This is a genomic window from Beggiatoa alba B18LD (assembly GCF_000245015.1).
Classification (GTDB): Bacteria; Pseudomonadota; Gammaproteobacteria; order Beggiatoales; family Beggiatoaceae; genus Beggiatoa; species Beggiatoa alba.
The window spans coordinates 626,762-642,801 of record NZ_JH600070.1; the positions used below are offsets into that span (position 1 = coordinate 626,762).

The 16,040-nt window shown below is 39.5% G+C and carries 17 protein-coding genes; 3 read left to right on the plus strand and 14 right to left on the minus strand.

Features of this window, described 5'->3' with window-relative positions:
- Genes BEGALDRAFT_RS02540 through BEGALDRAFT_RS02550 form a run of 3 tightly spaced genes read right to left on the minus strand, consistent with a single transcriptional unit; the run spans position 1 to position 2,921 of the window.
- The gene (locus BEGALDRAFT_RS02540; protein WP_002683358.1) at positions 1-663 is read right to left on the minus strand and encodes a class I SAM-dependent methyltransferase; all 663 of its coding nucleotides are present in this window, start codon (positions 661-663) and stop codon (positions 1-3) included.
- A 20-nt stretch (positions 664-683) separates the two neighbouring features.
- A complete protein-coding gene (locus BEGALDRAFT_RS02545) occupies positions 684-1,619 on the minus strand; it encodes a hypothetical protein (protein ID WP_002683359.1) in 936 nt (311 codons plus the stop codon).
- Between the two features lie 6 nt (positions 1,620-1,625).
- Positions 1,626-2,921 (minus strand): hypothetical protein, encoded by a 1,296-nt coding sequence (locus BEGALDRAFT_RS02550; RefSeq protein WP_002683360.1) that lies wholly within the window; start codon positions 2,919-2,921, stop codon positions 1,626-1,628.
- Positions 2,922-3,145: 224 nt separating this feature from the next.
- Between BEGALDRAFT_RS02550 and BEGALDRAFT_RS02555 the strand changes: the two genes are divergently transcribed.
- Entirely contained in the window at positions 3,146-3,448 is a 303-nt protein-coding gene (locus BEGALDRAFT_RS02555) for a c-type cytochrome (protein ID WP_002683362.1), read from the plus strand.
- 10 nt (positions 3,449-3,458) lie between these two features.
- Complete coding sequence (locus tag BEGALDRAFT_RS02560) at positions 3,459-4,760, plus strand: NAD(P)/FAD-dependent oxidoreductase (RefSeq protein ID WP_002683366.1); 1,302 nt, start codon at positions 3,459-3,461, stop codon at positions 4,758-4,760.
- 93 nt (positions 4,761-4,853) lie between these two features.
- On the opposite strand, the gene BEGALDRAFT_RS02565 is transcribed toward BEGALDRAFT_RS02560, so the two are convergent.
- From BEGALDRAFT_RS02565 to BEGALDRAFT_RS02575, 3 genes are all read right to left on the minus strand, one after another.
- On the minus strand, positions 4,854-5,294 hold the full coding sequence (locus BEGALDRAFT_RS02565; protein ID WP_002683373.1) for a hypothetical protein: 441 nt from the start codon (positions 5,292-5,294) through the stop codon (positions 4,854-4,856).
- Positions 5,295-5,302: 8 nt separating this feature from the next.
- Positions 5,303-6,118: a M15 family metallopeptidase gene (locus tag BEGALDRAFT_RS02570; protein ID WP_002683379.1), complete on the minus strand. Its 816-nt coding sequence runs from the start codon at positions 6,116-6,118 to the stop codon at positions 5,303-5,305.
- 363 nt (positions 6,119-6,481) lie between these two features.
- Positions 6,482-7,477 (minus strand): YhdH/YhfP family quinone oxidoreductase, encoded by a 996-nt coding sequence (locus BEGALDRAFT_RS02575; RefSeq protein WP_002683382.1) that lies wholly within the window; start codon positions 7,475-7,477, stop codon positions 6,482-6,484.
- A 256-nt stretch (positions 7,478-7,733) separates the two neighbouring features.
- Here BEGALDRAFT_RS02575 and BEGALDRAFT_RS02580 point away from each other — a divergent pair, with 256 nt between their 5' ends.
- A complete protein-coding gene (locus BEGALDRAFT_RS02580) occupies positions 7,734-7,934 on the plus strand; it encodes a hypothetical protein (RefSeq protein WP_002683384.1) in 201 nt (66 codons plus the stop codon).
- Between the two features lie 71 nt (positions 7,935-8,005).
- On the opposite strand, the gene BEGALDRAFT_RS02585 is transcribed toward BEGALDRAFT_RS02580, so the two are convergent.
- The 8 genes from BEGALDRAFT_RS02585 to BEGALDRAFT_RS17760 all read right to left on the minus strand — a co-directional run bounded on the left by BEGALDRAFT_RS02585 (position 8,006) and on the right by BEGALDRAFT_RS17760 (position 15,952).
- Positions 8,006-8,734: a DUF1028 domain-containing protein gene (locus BEGALDRAFT_RS02585; protein WP_002683386.1), complete on the minus strand. Its 729-nt coding sequence runs from the start codon at positions 8,732-8,734 to the stop codon at positions 8,006-8,008.
- Between the two features lie 9 nt (positions 8,735-8,743).
- Complete coding sequence (locus BEGALDRAFT_RS02590; RefSeq protein WP_002683387.1) at positions 8,744-9,565, minus strand: ABC transporter permease; 822 nt, start codon at positions 9,563-9,565, stop codon at positions 8,744-8,746.
- A 462-nt stretch (positions 9,566-10,027) separates the two neighbouring features.
- Positions 10,028-11,482, minus strand: coding sequence for an ATP-binding protein (locus BEGALDRAFT_RS02595; protein WP_002683389.1), 1,455 nt, complete (start codon positions 11,480-11,482; stop codon positions 10,028-10,030).
- The gene (locus tag BEGALDRAFT_RS02600) at positions 11,479-12,141 is read right to left on the minus strand and encodes a response regulator (protein WP_002683390.1); all 663 of its coding nucleotides are present in this window, start codon (positions 12,139-12,141) and stop codon (positions 11,479-11,481) included. The genes BEGALDRAFT_RS02595 and BEGALDRAFT_RS02600 overlap by 4 nt, the downstream gene beginning before the upstream one ends.
- Positions 12,142-12,162: 21 nt before the next feature.
- Positions 12,163-13,386: an adenylate/guanylate cyclase domain-containing protein gene (locus tag BEGALDRAFT_RS02605; RefSeq protein ID WP_002683391.1), complete on the minus strand. Its 1,224-nt coding sequence runs from the start codon at positions 13,384-13,386 to the stop codon at positions 12,163-12,165.
- Between the two features lie 193 nt (positions 13,387-13,579).
- Positions 13,580-14,140, minus strand: a complete 561-nt coding sequence (locus BEGALDRAFT_RS02610; RefSeq protein WP_002683393.1) for a diheme cytochrome c — start codon at positions 14,138-14,140, stop codon at positions 13,580-13,582.
- Between the two features lie 213 nt (positions 14,141-14,353).
- Positions 14,354-14,749: a DUF1924 domain-containing protein gene (locus BEGALDRAFT_RS02615; RefSeq protein WP_002683394.1), complete on the minus strand. Its 396-nt coding sequence runs from the start codon at positions 14,747-14,749 to the stop codon at positions 14,354-14,356.
- 69 nt (positions 14,750-14,818) lie between these two features.
- Positions 14,819-15,952 (minus strand): cytochrome b/b6 domain-containing protein, encoded by a 1,134-nt coding sequence (locus tag BEGALDRAFT_RS17760; protein WP_081484118.1) that lies wholly within the window; start codon positions 15,950-15,952, stop codon positions 14,819-14,821.
- Positions 15,953-16,040: the final 88 nt, after the last annotated feature.

Sequence of the window (16,040 nt, forward strand, 5' to 3'; positions counted from 1 at the left end):
TTATATTTGTTTTTGATAAATGAAAAAGTCTGAGGGAGAATGTTCTTTATTATTTATTTGATTCTCTAATGGATATTCATTCGGAATGTGTTGCAATAATTGCCATTGCGGACAATTTTTTTCGACCCAGTTTGAAAATTGACGATGTTTAACATGTTTTAACTGATAGGCGGGGTTGTCATCGGTATTACTGGCATAAACGATAACAAAACGCTGTGCTGTTGCAAATAAATGCGTCATGTAAGTATGAAAGACTTCATCTTCAATAAGATGATAAATAACATCTAAAGATAAGGCTAAATCACACTGGAAAATGCCTTGTTTATCTGCAAAACAATCAGCGTGGTATAAGAAAAAACTTTTTGTCTTATCCTGCTTATATTGCGCAATGCAGGCTTTTAACGCGGTGATGGAAACATCTAAACCGATATAACGGGGATAATGTGCCAGCGATAATTGATGACCATCACCACATCCAAACTCAATAACAGACTGAATTTGTTTATCAATCACAAACTGATTTAACACTCGTGCCTTAAATTCAGATAATCGTCCATAAGAGCCTGTTCCAGAATTTCCCCCTAATTGATAGCGAGTTTCCCAATAGTCACGAGAAGAAGAAACAAACAATTTATTCATTAAGCGTTTAAAAAAAATTAGCATGGTATTTTCTATCAATCCAATCAATGGTTAAAAGGCTTTTTACCTAACCAAAATAATAATATTAATCCAGTGAGTAATTCTGCTCCCACCGTCCAAAACCGAAATAAAAGACTACTCATCACTGCTTGTTCTAATGGCATTATGTTTAATAAAAACATCGTTGTAATTGATTCACGTACACCAATACCCGCAGGCGCAAACAGGGCAAAAAATCCTAATGTTACCCCAATTGTATTCGCAAGGGTTATCCATGCAATACTGGGTAATATTGGTAACGTTTGTAAGGTAAACGTAAAGTAAACGCCACTGTATAACAAGCCTAAGACGAGCCAAGCTAACATAAAACCACTAACCATCATCAAATATTCATAATGACTGGGCAATTGCAAATTTTCCAAAGAAATAGGGTGTTTCTTTAAAAAAAGCTGTCCTAACTGTTGATAGAGGTAAAAAGCAAGTATTAACACTTGTTTGCCTAAAAAAATGCTGATAAATGCAATAACCGCTAATCCCCACCAAATGAGTTGATTATATAAAATAGCTAAAAAACAAGCACTCACAACCCCACCAGCATGTACAAGTGTCAATTGTTCTTGCAACGTTAAATTAACCACTTGTTGCCAATTTAATCCCACTGCTTTGAGTTGTGAACCACGCGCAATCATGCCCCAAACTTTACCTGGTAAGTATTTACCCATTGTTAGCAATGTTTGTTGGATGAAAGATTGATTAAAGGTAATATTTGCTTTACCAATGGTAAAAACGATGTATTGCCAAACACTTGCAGTGATTGATAAAAATAAGATTTGCAGTAATAGCGTAAACCAAAATAATGCTGTGTTAAACGTGAGTGGGAATGTGAATTTATGTGTTTCTATCCATAAATAGCGGATAATAAAAATTAATGCGCATATTATGAACCCAATCAACCAAAAACGCTTAATTAACCGTAGCATAATCTTTTATCGTGTCGCTTTAGTAGAGGCTGGAGAATTGATATCATGTGTCTTGTTAGCCGTTTTTTTTGGTAAAAAACATAACGGGAAAAAAACAAGGAAAAAAAACAGGTAAATCAAGGAAATATTGACCCATCCACCACCAAGACCACCATACCAATTATTAAAAATTAATAGGTAGTTATCATGTTCCTCTAAACGCAACGGCATTAAAGATACTCTTAGTTTAAAAATTACAACACTTAACAATAATAGATATAAAAGATAATATTTATTCTTTAGATACAAAATATTATCTTTTATTTCATATAGATAGAAAATAGAAAAAGGAAGTATCATAAAAAAGAGGATAAATTCAATTCGAATTTCCCGCATCCGTGCAAGGGCTAATACAATCGTTGTTGTAATTACAACAAGATAAGGAAATGCTTTAACCAGCGCAGATAAAACATCATTTAAATACGGCTGTTTTCTTAAGCGAAGATAACCAAGAACGCCCGTTATCCAAAAAATGGTAAAAACAAGCAGAAAAAATATTAAGCTTTCATATAGATACTTAATATTAAGCTGTGCCCCTTCTAATGGGTTATAGTGACTATACCAGATTAAGCGATAAGTGAGTAAAGCCATTGCTAGTAATGCCGTTATCAATAAGCGTTTTTTGAAATTAATCGCGGTATAAAAGAATAAAAATAGAAAAACAATAATAAAGTTAGTTTCTCTACAAAAAATACTAATAAACATAATAATACTGAAGTAAAAAATATTTTTATATTGCAGACTTATCAATGCAATAAGAATGAGTGCATATCCTAAAAAGTCGTTAGGACTCCCATGTACAGGAAATTTAAAGGCGCATAGTATCGGAGGGCAAAGGGCAAGAAAAATACTTGAAATTTGCGCAAATTGTTCATTGGGTTCAAATTCATGAAATAATTGTCGAACAAATTGATAAAAAAAGAAAAATGTTAGAAATAAACTTATAAATGACCAACATAAAAAAGCGTTATAAAATGCGATGGAATAATGTGAAAAATAGCTTTTTCCTAAAACATAGGTCGGTAAAACAAGGAGTTTGCCTAAAATACGGTAATGACTAGGGGCTGTTTGTCCCCATATCCAAGTATCGACCCATTCGTCAATCAATTCATTGGTTAAATAAGGCGTATCAACAACTTCAAACCCTGCGATTTCTCCAATTAATGCAAATCTATCTGTAATGCTACTGCCTTTTAAAAAATAGACGTTAAAAATGATGACACTGCTGGCTAATAATAATGAAAGAAGACAGTTTTTCAGCATTCTAAATACCTGAAAAAAACGATGGAATATATCATGCTATTACAAAGCCCTTCTTAAAAGCAATGTGATAAATATGGTATAAATTTGAGCATTTATACCTATTTTTACCGCTCCCTTTTTTCATTGCCATCTTATGGCATAGCAGAATAACTAAATATTCTTGGTAAACACTGAGTTGTTTTTATCTAATAAAGGCTTCATTTGCATTATGGAGCATTTTATTTATGTCCATTGGTCAACAAATCTTGTTCAGTGTGGGCTTATGTTTATTAAGTCCTCTCTTATTGGCGGTCGTTCCCACTCATGTAGAGATTCAGGCAAATACGTGTAATGTTTGTCACGGTGAAGCGGGCGAAAGTGCGGGCACTGTGCCTAGTTTGAAAGGTAAGCCTGTGGCTTATTTAGAACAAATTTTATTGAATTATAAAACGGATAAACAACTGGGTACGATTATGAATCGTGTGGCAAAAGGCTTTACGGATGAGGAAATTAAAGCAATTGCCAATTATTATGCTGGTTTAAAGTAGGGGAATGCTCATGACTATGAATCGTAGAACGTTTTTAGCGTCTCTCTCTACCAGTGTTGCTGGTTTGGCAATTGCCAGTTGTGCCAGTGCAGATAATAAGCACAGTGCGCAAAGTGGGAAAAAAGTGGTGGTTGTCGGTGGGGGGTTTGCAGGAGCAACGGCTGCTAAATATTTGCGGAAGTTTGACCCTAGTTTAAACGTGACTTTAATTGATGAAAGTCCGCAATATGTCACTTGTCCCGCAAGTAATTGGGTGATTGGTGGTTTTCGTGAGCTTCCAACTATCACATGGGATAGAGGTGCATTACAGCGTAAATATGGGGTTAATTTAGTTCAAGACACGGTTGTCGACATTGAACCAACTGCGAAATATGTAAAAACCAAGCAGGGGGAAAAATTCGCGTATGACCGTTTAATTGTCGCGGCAGGTATTTCTATTAAATGGAATGCGTTAACGGGATATGATGAAGCTGCCGCAGAGTTATTGCCCCATGCGTGGAAAGCGGGAGCGCAAACAACGCTGTTACGCAAGCAATTGGAAGCCTTACCTGATGGCGGTAGAGTCTTTATGGTTTGTCCTGCTAATCCATTCCGCTGTCCCCCCGGTCCTTATGAACGGGCGAGTTTGATTGCGCATTATTTGAAAACCCACAAGCCTAAATCTAAATTAGTACTATTTGATGCAAAAGATAATTTCTCTAAACAAGGATTGTTTGAGAAAGCATGGACTGATTTATATGGTTATGGGACGGCAAAGAGTTTAATCGAGTGGGTGCCTGCGTCTAAAGATGGGAAAATCGTAGAGGTTGACGCGAAGAATAAAACTATCATCAGCGAATTCGGTGAGAAGCATAAAGGCGATGTGATTAATGTGATTCCGCCTCAACAAGCAGGGATTATTGCGCAAACAGCGGGTTTAGTGAATGAAACAGGTTGGAGTCCCGTTGACCATCAAACATGGGAATCGAAAAAACATCCTTTTATTCATGTTATCGGTGATGCAAGTATTGCGGGGGCAATGCCAAAATCAGGCTCTTCGGCGAATTCACAAGCGAAGTTTTGCGCGGCAGCAGTCATTGCTTTATTGAATGACATAACTCCGCCAAAACCAAACTGGTTGAATATCTGCTATAGCCTTGTTAATCCTGAGTATGCGATTTCTGTAACATCAGTTTATGAATTAGACGCAGAAAAGAAAGTCGCGGAGATTAAAGCATCGGCTGGGGTGAGTAAGCCTGATAGTGATAAACAGCTTGAGGCGTTATATACAGAAAATTGGTATAAAAATATTATTCAAGATTCGTTTTTATAAGTCAGTGAGCCATAAAAAAGGCGTTATACATCAAATACATAACGCCATCAAGTATCGTTGTAACCGTGCCACGCCACTGTTGCAACGATTTTTTTAGTTGATATTAGACTTATTAGTGTCGTGTTCGCCTTCGGGTTCTTGATCCTCTATGATAGAAACATCGACATATTCGTCATAAACATCCACTTTAATCAGCGGTGTGCCTAAGACGATTTCTTTTAAAGAGTTGCTAGAGGCAGTCCCTTGCGATAGGCGTTTTTCTAATAACGCCCGCTTTTGTTTGTCATCAAATACGCAATCTGTCTCGTCTTCCGCATCGCGTTTTTTAAACTCGTGATAGTTGGCGCGGTCTTGACGAATAACAGCGGCTGCAATGGCTGGGGTGATTTTGCCACCACTGACTAAAGAATCACCTTTACTACTCATTTTGTCTTGCGCGCTGATTCTTGCTGTGTAACTGCATAAAAATTCAGCAGAATAAGCACTGTTCATTCCTGCAAAAGATAATGCGGCAATGAGTAAATAACGACGCATGAAAACTCCTAATGATTTGTAGAACAATGGATAAGTTCGGGACGATATTCAAAGTGCATGGTGTCGAAGTGATACCATTTTCCACCCCAAATAAAGCCAAACTCTTCAAAAATAGTAACAATACGTTGCAATTTCGTATCTTGTAATACCTGTGTTGGGTAAGTACAAGGTTTATTGGGTTTGCAACCACCCCATAACCAGTATTTATATAAGTTTTTGGGTAACTGAAAATCAACCGCAGTGCCGAAACTATGGTTGCTTAAACGGCTCGTGCCTTGAATGGTACGCCAGTTGAAAGAGCCAACAGGGTTACTAACATAAGCAATTAAATCAGGTTGTTGGGCAATGCGTTTACCGACTTCGGCAAGGGCTTCATCTGCACCATTGACGCTTGAAAATAGAATGCTGGTTTTACTGGGTAGCCATGAGACTTTTTTCAATTGCTTACGGACTTGTGCTTCTGTACTGCCGTACATTTTTTTAAAAAAATCAATATGGCGAATGCGTCCAGCATCTTCGTTAAAAGCAGGGGCTTGTGTTAAGGGAGCTAAAGAATAAGGGATTGATAACTGTTCTTTTAAGTCTCCATTATTTAATAGTTCTTCAAAATCAGTATATTGCTTTCCATCGTCATAAATCATCCGTGTGCCATCTAGCCAAAGCAACTCATTTCCATTGATGTCTGTCTCTGGGGATAAAAATTGTGGATAGGCTTCTACTAAACAACGCAAACCATTATCAGCAGATGCGGGCAGTTGCCACAGACTGAAGAGAGTAAAAATGAATATAGGTAAGCGGTTATAAAAAAAATGAACAACGTTCAAAATAACTCCTTTATCTCAATAATCATCCCTGTTTTTCTCTGTTTTACAATGACACACGTTGATAGTTATGAATCGTTGTATAACGTGGAACTTATTACGGGAATTTTGGGGGGAATCGTGAATAGTTTATTAAGTCGGTGTAATAATGCAGGAGGCGAGTTTTTTGACAGGTTTTTAATGTAGATAATACATAGTAGTAGCGTTTTTATGCCTGTGGGTCGTTACATTTTTATACATTACCCAACCGCTTATAAAACAGCTATAGGCGTGATTCATTATTTACAGGTCGTATATATCAGTTAAGACATGCAACAATAGGTAGGTCAATAACCCATTTAACCTACCCGCATAACTTTTAACTTGCTATAACTTCACAACAACTCGTCCGAGTGCTTGTCCTTGCAGAATTTTATCAATGTATTGATTATTTAACGTTGCAAGGTCACATTCATCTGTCATCAGTTGGGTTAAATCAATTTTCCAATCGCTCGCCATGCGTTGCCAGAGTGGCAGACGAATCGACATGGGACATTCCACAGAGTCCACGCCTAACAAATCTACCCCTCGTAAGATAAAAGGGTAAACATTCGTGTTTAAATCAGGCGAGGCAACAAGCCCACAACAAGAGACATATCCCATGTATTTAGTGGATTTTAATGCCGTTGTCAGAATATCACCGCCAACCGTATCGAGGACTCCTGCCCAACGTCCTTTTGATAAGGGACGGTTACTGATTTCGACCAGTTCTTCACGGGGAATAATGGTTGTTGCTCCCAGTTGTTTTAGAAAGTCATGTGAACTAGCCTTGCCTGTTCCCGCAACAACGTGATACCCCAATTTTGCTAATAAAGCGACCCCAACACTGCCCACCCCACCTGTTGCGCCTGTGACCAATACCTCACCTTTTTCAGGTGTCAGTCCTGCGTGTTGTAATTTATGGACTGATAACGCTGCGGTAAATCCTGCTGTCCCATAAATCATGCTTTCTTGTAGGGTTAAGCCTTGCGGGAGTTTTACAACCCAATTGGCAGGCACACGAATATATTCTGCAAAACCACCTGCGGTATTCATCCCTAAATCGTAACCCGTCACAAGTACCGACTCGCCTACTTGAAAGCGATTATCAGTCGTCGCGGCAACTGTACCTGCTGCGTCAATGCCTGGGGTGTGTGGATATTTGCGTGTGACTCCCTTATGTCCTGTTGCAGAAAGTGCATCCTTATAGTTGAGCGAAGAATAAACCACTTTGATAAGCACATCGCCAGTAGGAAGTTCATCAATTGAACGCTCAAGCACTTGGCGAGTGACGGTTTTATCAGAATTTTCTGTTACCCATAATGCCGTGAATTTTTGATTCATGTTAAAAAATACCTCACAAATATAATGGATATTGGCGCAATATATGCCTATTTTTGGGCGTTCAGACAGGTAAATAAGCATAATAACACGGTATAGTGTATGCCAAATTATCAATGGTTTATTGAAAAAATAACCTGTCATTTATTTGTCACATATCCTGCTTATAATCAGTTTGTCAAAAACTAATAACACTATAAATAAAGACAAGGATGGACTGTTGGAGTTTCACTAGGGTTAAAACAAAGGGGACGTTATCATGCAACTCGATCAACAATTAGCAACTTATTTACAAAGAACAGGCAAATCTTTTTCAGTGCAATTCATGCCAGAAAATGATGAATGGTGTGTGACTGTTGGCTCTGCTAGTACAAATCATACACGGTTAGAAGATGCCATGCGCTTTGTCTGGGGCGATGTTGAAGACTACAATAAAGTCGTGAATAATCATCTCGTTTAAGTCTCGAGTTAGCTTCTCAGATTGCAAAAAATTTGGGAAGCTATGTCAATCTTTTCCCACCTTACTTTTTTCTATTTCCCGCGCTCAATAACGGGCTTTCTCATCAGCGTAAAATAAGGATGTTCTGCGGGTGGCATACAGCCTGCGGGATTATCTTGAGTGGGCAACAGCGGCATTAAAGGTAACAATTGTTGTTGACAGACTTGATATATTCGCGCTAGTTCAGCAACAGGGGTTTGATGCTCATCGACACGGATATCTAAATAAGGATAAGCCTCTTTCTGTACAAGTTGTAAACAAGCCGATTGTCGTCCGCGATAATCACCGCCAGTTTTATCTCCTGCAATCAATGCCATTAATAAACGTTCTGCAAAGGGCAAATCGTCTGCCTTAAGAAAAGCTGTTTCCATTGCCTCCACCGTCTGTACATCTTGCATCATATTTGCGGCAATGACATACCCCTCACCTTGACGATGTCCACACCATGTAAAACAGGCTTGCCCCGTATGCACAGCCGTGTTGCCTTGTGCATCAACAATACTAATTTGACGTGTTTCAAATGCAGGGTCGTATAGACGTAATTGTTGCAAAACAGCGTCTGCTTTTAACCCTGTTGCTAATTGAGCAAGCCCCAATTTTCCTAGATAAGGATTTAATTTTGCCTGTGTTGCAATCGCGCCGACTTGCGCCTGTAAATGTAGTGCAAGCCCACCAATGGCAGGAATTGCCGTACACATGGCAATACCTAACATGTGCGTTTGTGGGCAACGAGCAACGATGGAAAAAGTCGATAAATACATATATTGACGTTACGGTATTGCCGTTGCGGGACGACCTGCTTTACGTAAAATGCCACGTTGAGGGTCATAACCAACAACTGCCAGTATGAAAAAGAGCAAAAATGTACCGACAACCACTAAGCAAGAAACCATGTTGAAGTGACCATATAAGGCAAAGCGAATAAATTCTACTGCATGGGTAAACGGATTATAGCTTGCAAGCCAATGTATCCATTTTGCGCCTGACTCCTCCAATTTCCACAAAGGATACAAGGCAGAAGAAATAAAAAACATGGGGAAAATCACAAAATTCATTGTTCCCGCAAAGTTCTCTAACTGCTTGATATGTACAGATAATAGCAATCCTAATGCACCCAGCATCATACCGCTTAATATGATAGGAATTAATGCATAAAGCCAACCTATTAGCGGAATATCAACCTTATACAACCATGTGATCATTAAAAAAGCATAAACTTGTAACACCGACAATAAGGTGCCTGCACAAAGTTTACAAAATAAGAGATACCAACGTGGTAACGGTGCCGTCAACAATAAACGCATCATCCCCATCTCTTTGTCATATACCATCGATAAAGATGACTGCATCCCATTGAATAACAAAGTCATTCCCAGCAAACCTGGTACGGCATACACTTGATATTCAATATAAGTTTCATAAGGGGGAATGATGGACACACCAAACACATTTTGAAAACCCGCTGCAAAAACAACAAGCCAGAGGGTAGGACGGACAAGCGCAGACAGTAAGCGTCCTGTTTGCGTGGTGAATTTAATAATTTCACGACTAGAAACGGCAATGAGTGCTTGTAATGCATGGCTTAATGTCATTATTTCCTCTCTCTTCCTTTGCAACATAAGTGATTTATAGTAAACCGTTGCTCGATAGAGTTCCAAATATTTCACATGACATAACGCACTTGTCATTTTTACAGTATTTTGACCCAAGTTCTGCGAGCAAAAAGCTAAATCAGAGGCTTGATAGACTTCTGTAACCCGAGTTCGGCGATATTTATAAAATAAAACAGAGACCTGCTAGGTTTTGAAAACCTAGCAGGTCTTTTTTTGTCTGAATCAGAATTCACAGAATTTTCAGAATTAGCAGAATTAAAAAACGTGATTCGCATTATAGTAACCGTACCATAAAGTGATTTAAATCTAGGACTGGCAGTCCTTCGCATCGTTTTATAGTGCGTTTACTATAATTTCTTGGTTTAAGGGGTTTAAACTCTGTTAATTCTGGTTCAGACAAATGCTTGTCTTTTTAAAAGAATCTCGCAGAATTTTGGTCAATTAGGTACGCTTTAGTGGAAATCCAAGAGAAATTTTTAAGCCTTCCTGATTCATCCCTGTACTTAACGTCAATGTTGCTTGATGTAATTCAGCGATGCGTTTCACAATGGATAATCCTAATCCACTACCCTTCGTATCTGCATGTCGCCCCCGTTTAAAGCGTTCAAACATTTGTTCGCGTTCTGCTTCAGGAATTCCGATACCGTTATCTATCACAGCCAGTACGATTTCTTGCGGATTTACCTGAATCGCAACAGTCACAACCCCCAACGGTGGCGTATAACGAATGGCATTATCAACCAAATTACGAAGCAGTAAATATAACGCATCGATATTACCCATGATAAAAACAGGCTGTTCACCGCCATCTAAGCCCAAGTCGATATTTTTTTCCTGTGCGGCAGGCATTTGTTCACCAATCACATCGATAGCGAGTGAGACTAAATCAAGCGGTTTTGTTTCTAAACTAGTTTGTGCATCAATGCGTGCTAAATTCAATAACTGTGTGACCAGATGTGAAGCTCTATCCATACCCAGCAAGGCTTGCTGAAAGGCTTGATTGCGTTGAGTCTCATCTTTAGCTCGTTGCGCTACTTCAATCTGTGTTTTTACCCCTGCTAATGGGGTTCGCAATTCATGTGCGGCATCTGCTGTAAAACGGCGTTCATTTTCAAACGCATAGTTAAGCCGATTTAAAAAATGGTTGAGCGCGTCGAGCAAGGGTTTAATTTCTAAGGGAATAGCTTTTAATTTAATCGGATGTAATTGCGTAGAATCACGTTGCATGATTTCCGTTTGCACTTGACGCAACGGCTTTAAACTCTTGCCCACGCTAAACCAAACCATTAAACCAAAAACAGGCAGGGAAAATAAAAATGGACTGAGGACAGAATATAAAATGTCATTTAACAATTCATCGCGCACAGCATAGCTTTCGCCTGTTTGTACCACTAATTGACTTTTTGTATCGTAGAGATTGAAAACGCGCCATGTTTGGTCGTTAATGTGCTCATCAGAATAACCATAGTCATCCTCTTCATCATCATCATCTTCTTTGTCATCCTCATCACAATGGTCTGCATTGTCTTTAGGTGGTTGAAAACATAAATCGGTCGCACGGATAGGCAGCGGAGGGGCAAAGTCAGGCGCGGAAGCAGAGCGAAATTTTTTACCATCCGCAAAATAAACAATAAAAGCAACATTTGCCTCATAACGATGACCATTGCGATTTTTACGCTTAACAGAGACATCTTGCAGGGCAAAATTTTTAATATCTTCATGATGACGAATAAGACTTAACAGCGTCCGTGCTGTTTGTGCAAGGGTTGCATCCTGAACCTCTTCAATTTCATGGGCAGCCTCTTGCTCAACCCAAATCACGATAACACCCCAGCACGCCAGAAAAGTGCTAGCAAGAAACAGCAATAAATATCTACGCAGTGAATAAGTTTTCATGGAGTCGCGTTAATCATATATCCAACCCCTCGCACGTTTTGGATCAAATCTTTTCCCAATTTTTTACGTAAATGATGAATATAAACTTCTACGGCATTACTTTCTACAAATTCATTCCAACCGTATAAGCTATCTTCTAAACGGGCGCGAGAAAGAACTTTTCCTTTATTTTCAAGTAATATTTTTAAAATGGCGAATTCTTTCGGCGATAAACTCACTGGCTCATCGGTCAGTGTGACATGATGCGCGGCAGGGTCTAGGCATAAATCGCCATGCCATAATTTAGGGGTTGCGCGTCCATTGGCACGCCGTAATAAAGCCCGTAATCGAGCTAATAATTCAGTAAAACTAAAGGGTTTAACCAGATAATCATCAGCACCTGCATCCAATCCTTGTACTCTATCATGAACAGTATCCCGTGCGGTCAACACTAAAACAGGTAGCGTATTATCTGCAAGACGTAATTGTTTTAATAAACTTAAACCATCTTTTTTAGGTAAGGCTAAATCTAAAATCAATCCATCATATTGTTCAGCCTGTAACGTATGCTCTGCATCCTCCGCTGTTTTTACCCAATTGACGGCGTAGCCCTCCTGACTTAATCCAATTTTTAAACCATCTCCAATTAATAAATTATCTTCGACGACGAGTAAGCGCATGATGATGAACTCCTTGAGAAATTAAAGGCTAATGACAGGTAAAGGCTCGGCTTTACCCTTCATGTTGATTGTGCGTTGTGTTTGCACAAGTGGTTTTTGTAACAATTTGTTAAACAGAATTTGAGAAATTAATAATTCATCACGTTGGGCGTGGTCACAAATCCGTTTTGTGGTGTTGACTGTATCGCCAATCACATCATAGGCTTTCAGGGTATTTCCCCCTAATAAGCCTTCGACTAATGGCCCTGTGTGTAAGCCAATGCCTACCCCTAATTGATAAGGTGCAAGCAATGTTGCAATCTGTGTTTTCAACTGTTGCGCAACTGTTAGAGCAGTTTGTGGGTCAGGAAAAACCATCATGATTTCATCGCCTGTGAGTTTGACTTTAATAACGGTGGTATTTATCCAAATTTTTTCAGCAGTTGCGCAATATTGATTCAACATATCAACCACTATTTCAGGGGGATGGCTTTCACTCCAACGGGTAAACCCGCGAATATCCATAAATAATAGGGTGCGTTCTTTGCGGGTGAGACTGAGTTGATTAGGGTCTATCACCGCGACCGCTAACATATCTTGTCCTAAAAACCATTCGGAATAACGGCGTAGTTGTTCGCTGGTTGTGCGAAGCAAGCGGAGAAAGGATTCTGCATTGTATTGAGCAACGCCCAAAATAATGCCGATAAGGGTTGTCGTTAAGGCTAAAAAAGTATGGCTGCCTTCCGTGAAAAAGCTAGATAAATCATAATCATTCTGGTCAGTTAATATGCCATATATCCAATACATGGTTAAAATAATATTAACCCGCAATACACTTTCTAAAATCATTAAGTAACGTTCAAATGCAGGTGAGCTATAGGCGCGTAAACTTTGCAACAGTCCAATAGCCATCGCAAATCCCCACATGGCGATATGATTCGGTTTATCAAAGAAAAATAATTCGTTTTGGCTCAGTTCTGCTAAGGTGTAAAGCGTTGGTACGATTAAGTTACCCAGAAAAGGGTGAGGTTGCCCTTTATAACGTTGAAGCCCCAGATAGTAAGACTGTGTTATACAAGCAAATATTAATATATACAAAGCCATTTCATGAAAATACGCTTTGCCATCGATTAAAAATTCTAAAAAAATATTGGCAATTGAAAAATGTACCGTATTGGTAAAAAATTCTTGAATGATAAATTCACGTGGTGTGCCATAAAGCCGATGGTGTAATGCTGTATTCATAGCAACAGGATGCTGTGTCATGTAGATGCTTATTGATGGGCTTTAAGGTGGAAATTAAACCAACACAAGCGATAAAAAAGGACTTACGCAAGAACCTATTCAGATTAATGCGGTAAGTCCTTTTTTAACAATCGTTATATACGCTTTTAGGAATATGAGCATAAAGCGTATTTCTTAAAAAATGCTTAAGAAACCCTTAAATTTTTAACCCCCTCTAATCATCTTCCCAACGACCATAATTAGGAATATCGACATTATCCTCATTAAAAATGCCTTTATCCGCAGTCTGATGACAGACATTACAACGGCTAAATGATTTTACCTCAGGATTATCGACCACCATTTTTGCAGGGATTTCATCATGTTTCCGTTTAAAATAAGGCGTTTCCGTAATACGTAACGGGGCTGCACTGGCTGGCAAGGATTTTAAAAACCCACTGCCTAAGCGACTGGCTGTTTTATCGGCTGCTTGTTCAGTTAAATATGCACTGATTGCCGCCTGTTGTTCAGGCAATAACTCAGCATTTTCCCCGAAATGTTTATCTAAACTGCCCATGATGGCAGTCCATGAACGAGCAGGTAATAAAGCGGGTGGGTAGGCAAAATGACAACTACCACATTCCTTTACATAATCGTTATTTAATGCGGTTTGTGCATAGAGCGTACTACTGAGGCGTGCATCCTCCTTATCTTCATCCGCCCAAACAGGCATATTAAAAACAGTGCTCAGTGTGAAGCAGAAGAAAAAAATACGTATTTCTTTAAAAATTGACATATTAAGTACCTTATTAATAACAAATTGATATTAATTATCTGAATCAGGATTTTCAGAATTAACAGGATTTAAAACCCGCAAATAAAAACCCAATACGAAGGCATCTTTTTAATCCTGCTAACCCTGAAAATCCTGTGAATCCTGCTTCAGACAATCGCCCTGTTTAAACACGTGATAGACAGAAAGCAGGCGCGAAATAACCGTGAGAAAAAATTATTGTGTTTGGATATAACGCAATACATCGCCTTTCTCTTGTGGCGTGCATTCACGTCCAAATGTCCATTTGCAATTACGCAATAACCACTTTTGAATATCCTTCACATTGCTTAAACGAGCAGAATTAACCGACGGAGCTAACGGCTCAATGACTTTGCCAGTCTCTTGATGCTTACCTTGCGCCCGTAAATCTGCGGTGTGACAACTCGCACATTGCCGTGTTTTGCCCGATTGAGCGTCGACACTCGTTTGTTCCCAAACGGTTTTCCCCGCTTCAACGCTGAAATGACTCGCGCCCGCTTGCTGATATTCTTTTAATAACTGCTCGACTGCTTCTGTTGCCTGTGCGGAACAACTTGCAACCATACAAAGCGAAATAAGCCAATAACGCATGACATTCTCCTGATATAAATAAAATTGCTATAAAAATAAAGGGGATGATAACGAGTGTAAAAAAGGGAATTAAGGCAACGCGGGATAGGACATCGCGCTATCTTCAAAACTGCCTTGTTCTGCATCTAAGTGACAAGCAGCACAATTACCTTGATATTTCACAAGGGCGGATTGCCAATATGTTTGAGGGATAACAGCGTGTTTTTCGCGCCAGTACACCGTCTCAGTAATACGTTGCGGGGTGTCTGTCTGCGGGGTGGATGTATCGATATGCCAAGCAGCTTCGCTCAGATGTTGGTCTGCGGCATTGGCTTGGGCAAAAAGTTGTAATTGCTTGAGCGTATCAGCGTCTAAGGCTAAATCTTCTTGAAAATGTGCTTGTGTTTGACTGAGTAATAACTGCCATGAACGCGCGGGTAGTAACACGGGAGAATAAGCCAGATGACAAGCCCCACATTCCTCTTCCCATAACGCATGACGTGGCAATGTCTCATTTTTAATCGGAATATAAGGATTATCAGCAGTTTGCTGAAAATAGCCCCAAAAATACCATAAACTCGCGCCAACCAGCCCCGCCAACATAAACCCCGCGATATAAGGATGTGTCGGAATAACAGGGGTTTTTATGGCTATTGATGCCTGTTTTTTCCCTGAAAATAGGGAACGAATCAGATTTTCACCCTGTAGCCAGCTTTCGCCAATCACGCCCAACACATGAACACCAACAAGGATAAGCAACGCTTCTGCAAGCAGTTCATGCCCTGTATGGGCTAAATCGCCCGTTGCAAAACTAAACCAACCCGCGAATAAACCATGTTGTTCTTCTGCCCATTGGGTTAAAAAACCTGTCGCGCTTACGCCTAACGACAGGCAAAGCAGGAGAAAAACAGCCCAGCCACCAATGGGATTATGTCCTAAATAATGTTGACGTTCTGAGGTGAATAATGTGCTTAAATAGCGGAAAACATGGGGCAAGGAATAGGTAAACTCGCTGAAACGGGCGTAATAAGAGCCAATAAATCCCCAGCAGAGTCGAAACAGTAATAGGCTAAAAAAAACGTAGCCTGCAAATAGATGAATGTGTAAATAGCGGTCATCCTCATGTGTAAACCACGCGAGGGCAAAACTAAGCACTAATAACCAGTGAAATAAACGGGTTGGAATATCCCAAACTCGAACAGCTTGCATAGTCTGAACGTGCATTTTCTTTTACCACAAAACGAATGAACGTTATGCACTATAAAGCGTAAGACTTAATTGCAACTTAATGAGTGACTTACTACCAGCGGTT

What these genes read in the sequence shown, in the direction of transcription:
- BEGALDRAFT_RS02610 (WP_002683393.1), bottom strand. Translation starts at nt 14,140, where the DNA reads ATGTCAATTTTTAAAGAAATACGTATTTTTTTCTTCTGCTTCACACTG.
- BEGALDRAFT_RS02545 (WP_002683359.1), bottom strand. Translation starts at nt 1,619, where the DNA reads ATGCTACGGTTAATTAAGCGTTTTTGGTTGATTGGGTTCATAATATGC.
- BEGALDRAFT_RS02615 (WP_002683394.1), bottom strand. Translation starts at nt 14,749, where the DNA reads ATGCGTTATTGGCTTATTTCGCTTTGTATGGTTGCAAGTTGTTCCGCA.
- BEGALDRAFT_RS02565 (WP_002683373.1), bottom strand. Translation starts at nt 5,294, where the DNA reads ATGCGTCGTTATTTACTCATTGCCGCATTATCTTTTGCAGGAATGAAC.
- BEGALDRAFT_RS02605 (WP_002683391.1), bottom strand. Translation starts at nt 13,386, where the DNA reads ATGACACAGCATCCTGTTGCTATGAATACAGCATTACACCATCGGCTT.
- BEGALDRAFT_RS02585 (WP_002683386.1), bottom strand. Translation starts at nt 8,734, where the DNA reads ATGTATTTATCGACTTTTTCCATCGTTGCTCGTTGCCCACAAACGCAC.
- BEGALDRAFT_RS02560 (WP_002683366.1), top strand. Translation starts at nt 3,459, where the DNA reads ATGACTATGAATCGTAGAACGTTTTTAGCGTCTCTCTCTACCAGTGTT.
- BEGALDRAFT_RS02575 (WP_002683382.1), bottom strand. Translation starts at nt 7,477, where the DNA reads ATGAATCAAAAATTCACGGCATTATGGGTAACAGAAAATTCTGATAAA.
- BEGALDRAFT_RS02600 (WP_002683390.1), bottom strand. Translation starts at nt 12,141, where the DNA reads ATGCGCTTACTCGTCGTCGAAGATAATTTATTAATTGGAGATGGTTTA.
- BEGALDRAFT_RS02555 (WP_002683362.1), top strand. Translation starts at nt 3,146, where the DNA reads ATGTCCATTGGTCAACAAATCTTGTTCAGTGTGGGCTTATGTTTATTA.
- BEGALDRAFT_RS02580 (WP_002683384.1), top strand. Translation starts at nt 7,734, where the DNA reads ATGCAACTCGATCAACAATTAGCAACTTATTTACAAAGAACAGGCAAA.
- BEGALDRAFT_RS02540 (WP_002683358.1), bottom strand. Translation starts at nt 663, where the DNA reads ATGCTAATTTTTTTTAAACGCTTAATGAATAAATTGTTTGTTTCTTCT.
- BEGALDRAFT_RS02595 (WP_002683389.1), bottom strand. Translation starts at nt 11,482, where the DNA reads ATGAAAACTTATTCACTGCGTAGATATTTATTGCTGTTTCTTGCTAGC.
- BEGALDRAFT_RS17760 (WP_081484118.1), bottom strand. Translation starts at nt 15,952, where the DNA reads ATGCACGTTCAGACTATGCAAGCTGTTCGAGTTTGGGATATTCCAACC.
- BEGALDRAFT_RS02590 (WP_002683387.1), bottom strand. Translation starts at nt 9,565, where the DNA reads ATGACATTAAGCCATGCATTACAAGCACTCATTGCCGTTTCTAGTCGT.
- BEGALDRAFT_RS02550 (WP_002683360.1), bottom strand. Translation starts at nt 2,921, where the DNA reads ATGCTGAAAAACTGTCTTCTTTCATTATTATTAGCCAGCAGTGTCATC.